Below are 4,795 nucleotides of genomic sequence, written 5' to 3'. Positions count from 1 at the left end.
CCTGTTCGTAGGTCTTTACGACGGCGTCTACATCTTCTACCGGAAACTTGAAGGTGACCTGCTTGTAGACGATGCCGTCGCGTTCCGCCCGCTGCCGGTAGGCATTCATCATGTTCGGATAGTCGAACTTGCAGCCGACTACTTCGTCTCCGGCCTTGAGCGGCAGACCATAGATGATGGTGTTCAGCGCCTCGGTCGCATTCCGGTTGATGGCGATCTCTTCAGCGGAGGCGCCTGCAAGCCGGGCAAGCTTCTGACGGAGCGGCTCGCGGCCCTGGTCCAGGATCTGCCACATGAAGTACGAGGGCCCTTCGTTCGTCATCTGGTTATAGCGGGCGACTGCCTCCTGCACGACAATCGGGGCGGGAGAGACGCCACCATTATTAAGGTTCAGGATCAGCGGGCTGACCGAATAGCCGCGCTGGATCACGCCCCAGAAATCCTCGTTCTGCGCTACCGTTGCCGCATCGTGATCGTTAACCGCGCTGGCCGCCGCCTGCCATTCCTCCGCATGCGCCTGCTGAAAAAAACTGTTCGATGAAAATGCGCCGGCAAGGGCGGTCATCTTCAGGAAGGAGCGACGATCGTGCTGGGCCATACCAGCAATGTAGGGCATGCTCTTCTGTACGTAAACACGCTTTACCGTGAAGAGCCTTGCTGTTCACGGTGAAACCTTTGCAGACAGCGACGATTTACCGTGGGAATTCGCACTTGCAGCAGATTTAATTCAAATGACCATCATAAGTTCGCTAAACCATTGTTCCGTGAGGGAAACGGAAGGCGGGATGCCGAATTTCACCGGAAGTGTGTAAGATTGTCGCGCCTCTCAGGCCAGCCGGAATTCGTCGGCTTGAGGCCGGGTAATCGGCAATTGTTCCTTCCGCAAACGAATCAGGCCCGCTGGTGCGGGTTAACTAACAAGAGGGATGAGTCATGGAAACAGAGAAGAGCACGGAGAGCACGACCTACTCGCGCCGGCGGTTCCTGAAGACGTCAGCAGGCGCCGCGGTCGCAGCCGGATTCCCGGCGATTGTTCCGAGTTCCGTCTTCGGACAGAACGCCCCCTCGAACCGCATCAACATCGGCGCCATTGGCGTCGGCCGTATCTCCCGCACGCACGATCTTCCGAACCTCTGGAAGTACGACCAGGCGCRTATTCTCGCCGTCTGCGATCTGGATGCCGGCCGCGTTCAGGCAGGCAGGGAATTGATTGACGGCATCTATGCCAAAAAGACCGGCAAGCCCTATCAGGGGACATTGGGCTACAGCCACTATCACGAGCTGTTGGCCAACAAAGATATCGATGCGGTTGTGATCTCCACGCCCGATCATCAGCATGCCATTCTTGCCGTCTATGCCGTTCGTGCAGGCAAGGATGTCTATCTGCAAAAGCCTGCCTCGCTCACCATCGCGGAGGGCAGACGCATGGCAGACGAGGTCAAGAAGTCAGGCCGCATCCTGCAGATCGGTTCGCAGCAGCGGTCGTGGAAGCAATTCCGTCGCGCCTGTGAGTTGGTACGGAATGGACGCATCGGAGACATCAAGCACGTCGAGATCGGTCTGCCGGGCGATCCATCTGGAGGCAACCCGGCGCCGATGCCGGTGCCGGCGGGATTCAACTACGACGCCTGGCTTGGCTCTACGCCTGAGGTGCCATACACACTTGACCGCGTCATGCCCACCCATGGTTTCGATCGTCCGGGCTGGCTGCGCTGCGAACAATTCGGCGCCGGCATGATTACCGGCTGGGGCGCCCATCACGTCGACACCGCGCACTGGGGCATGAATACCGAACTTACCGGCCCGGTCGAGATCTGGGGAACGGCGGAGTTCCCGACCTCCGGATTGTGGGATGTCCATGGACCCTTCAAGACCAACGCCGTCTATGCGAATGGCGTGACCATGACCATCAGCGGAGAGTTCCAGAACGGCATTAAGTTTTATGGCACCAAGGGATGGATTTTTGTCTGCCGCGATGAACAGGCCTCGCCTACGGCTGCCGCGGGCGAGAAGGCAAAGATCGAGCCGCTGGTGGCGAGTGATCCGAAGATTCTCGATAGCGTTATCGGCCCGAATGAGACGCATCTCTACTACAGCGAAGATCAGCATGGAAACTGGCTCGACTGTATCCGCTCGCGTAAGGAGCCCATTGCTCCGGCTGAGATTGGACACCGTGCCTGCTCCACCTGCTTGCTGCACCACATTGCAATGAAGACAAAGCGTCGCCTGCACTGGGATCCGGCGAAAGAGCGCTTTGTGAAGGATGACGATGCCAACCGGTATCTCAGCCGCACGCAGCGAACGCCGTATACGTTGCCGGTGTAGAGGTGAATCCGGGTGCTTCAGGTCCCTTGGGGACCTGGGTATTCGAGCGAAGCTCGAACCGCTTTTATTTGTCATTTCTCCACTCCCTGCGGTCACTACGAAATGACAAACAAAAGAGCTCCTAGCGAAGTGCCGTCAACCGCTTGAAGCCCGTATGGCGTTGCAGCACGACTGCTGCGGCGCCGCGAAGACGAGCTGCTTCGCCATCGGCCAGCGCGATCAGCTTCGGCGGGCCTCCGGTCAACATGCGGGTGGAGAGTTCCGAGGCAACGATGGGTCCCACGGTGTCCCAGCGCAGCGTGATGTCGCCGGCAAAGAGAATCACCTCAGGATCGAAGGTCGCGGTCACGATGCGCAGTCCCCGGCCAATACCTCTGGCCTGCTTCTCCAGCGCGATCCGTGCTTTCTCGTTGCCGCTGGCTTCCATGTTGAGAAGCTGCTGAATGGTCGGTGTCTGGTTGGAGACAGCGCTTTCGTGGAAGTAGCGCAGCGCCGCCCTTGACGAGGCGAACATCTCCCAGCAGCCCACCTGTCCGCATGCGCATTGAGGACCGGAGTCGGCGATGGGAATATGTCCTAGTTCCCCCGCCATGCCGGTTGCGCCTTCGACGAGGTTGCCGTTTACCAGTAATGCTGCACCGACGCCTTCTGAGATGGTGACCAGCACTGCATTGCGAATGCCCTGAAGGCGTCCGAACCACTGTTCTGACAGCATGCAGGCATTGGCTGCGTTCTCCAGCTCTACCTGGAGTCCAAGCCGTTTCTGTAGTGCGCCGCGGATATCGAAGCCAACCCAGGGAAGGTTCGGCGCCAGGGCCAGCCGTTGCGATCGCTTGTCGACGCGGCCGGGGAGGCTGATGCCGACACCCTCGCATGTCTTGTCAGGGAACTGTGCCTGTAAACGCTTCATCCCTTCGGCAATGGCATCGACGCCTTGTTTGGCATTAGCGATCACGGGTACCAACGTGCGGTCGAGAAATCTTCCATTCAGATCGACAACGGCGAGAATGGTCTGCGTCGGGCGAACATCGGCGACCAGGATGACGAGATCGTCATTCATGGTCAGCATGGTCGGCCTGCGGCCCCGTGCTGTCTTGAGTATCTGTCCTTCGCGGATCCAGCGTTCTTCGATCAGGCCGTCGACGATGGCCGAGACAGTGGAGCGCTGCAGACCCGACCGTCGCGCGATATCGACACGGGAGATGGGTTGGTTGCAGCGCAAGACTTCCAGGACCAGATCGCGGTTGTGGTCACGAATCGGCGCAGCCGTGCGGGTGCTGGGAGCGGGAGATGGAGGACGTTTCATTCGAGCTGAAAAAAGTACCTCAATAAGAGCGCGTGTATTTATTTCACAAATCTCCCATAAATCACAARTTGTGGCTGATTTAGCTTGCCGTCGGAACCAAAGTTATTTCCGCGAACCAAATCGGGATTTCCTCAATTTTCTTCGGTTGTCGTAGAAAACACCCTCGATCAAATGCCTTGACACTCTTCCAAACGCAAACATATAGTTCGGTCCGCTTCCAAAAGATGCACTGGAGATGCACTGATGTCAAAAAAACGTAGCCTTCTTCTCTTGCAGTTCTTGTTGTGGGTCGGGTGTTTTTGGGGGTACCAAGCTTTCGGGCAGACACTCTATGGAACATTGACCGGTGTTGTTAGCGACGCGACCGGTTCCGTTCTTCCCAACGCACAGATAACCGCAACCAATCCATCCACCGGTCTTAGCCGCACCACCACGACGGACACCTCCGGCAACTATCAGTTCACTGATCTGCCGCCCGGAACCTACGACATCACCTTCTCCGCGCCTAACTTCACGCAGAGCGTAAGCAAAGGTGTCGCCGTCAGCGCCAACCAGACCCGCCGTATCGACACGACGATGTCGCTGGGCGCGGTCTCCGACAAGATTGAGGTCACCACGGCTCCGCCGGCATTGCAGACCGACCGTGCCGACGTGAACTACGAGATCACCAGCACTCAGGTGCAGGAGCTGCCGACGACCTCCACCGCCGGCCGTAACTTCCAGGGGCTCTATCGTCTGATTCCTGGTGTGCCGCCACCGACAGAGAACAACTCGCAGGCAGGTAACCCGGGCCGTACCCAGGCAGTGACGGCAAACGGAATTGCGAACACCATCAACTCCACCAAGATTGACGGCGCAGCTGTGGGATATCCGTGGCTTCAGTCCATCGTTGCGTATATTCCGCCGACGGACTCGATCGAGTCCGCCAACATTGTGACCAACAGCTTCAATGCTGAGCAGGGAGCTGCCGGCGGTATCGCGGCGAACCTGATCGTCAAGAGCGGTACGAACAACTTCCACGGCAGCGCCTGGGAGTACAACTCGATCTCGCAATTCAATGCACGTCAGTACTTCACGCGTGTTTCGACGACTCCGGTAACACCGAAGAACATCCTCAACGAGTACGGCGCGAACATCGGCGGCCCGATTATCAAAGACAAGCTC

At 58.1% G+C, this 4,795-nt stretch carries 4 protein-coding genes; 2 read left to right on the top strand and 2 right to left on the bottom strand.

Annotation, left to right across the window (positions count from 1 at the left end):
* The coding region (locus AB4043_RS14775; RefSeq protein ID WP_442307385.1) for an aminotransferase class V-fold PLP-dependent enzyme at positions 1-616 on the bottom strand (616 nt) is incomplete at its 3' end.
* Between the two features lie 317 nt (positions 617-933).
* Between AB4043_RS14775 and AB4043_RS14770 the strand changes: the two genes are divergently transcribed.
* Positions 934-2,325, top strand: coding sequence for a Gfo/Idh/MocA family oxidoreductase (locus AB4043_RS14770; RefSeq protein ID WP_442307384.1), 1,392 nt, complete (start codon positions 934-936; stop codon positions 2,323-2,325).
* A gap of 121 nt (positions 2,326-2,446) precedes the next feature.
* On the opposite strand, the gene AB4043_RS14765 is transcribed toward AB4043_RS14770, so the two are convergent.
* On the bottom strand, positions 2,447-3,631 hold the full coding sequence (locus AB4043_RS14765) for an ROK family transcriptional regulator (protein ID WP_442301483.1): 1,185 nt from the start codon (positions 3,629-3,631) through the stop codon (positions 2,447-2,449).
* A 339-nt stretch (positions 3,632-3,970) separates the two neighbouring features.
* Here AB4043_RS14765 and AB4043_RS14760 point away from each other — a divergent pair.
* Positions 3,971-4,795: carboxypeptidase regulatory-like domain-containing protein (locus tag AB4043_RS14760; RefSeq protein WP_442307383.1), on the top strand; the 825-nt coding region annotated here is incomplete at its 3' end.

This window comes from Terriglobus sp. YAF25, from assembly GCF_052113305.1.
Lineage (GTDB): Bacteria > Acidobacteriota > Terriglobia > Terriglobales > Acidobacteriaceae > Terriglobus.
This window is presented reverse-complemented; position numbering and strand designations above follow the sequence as displayed.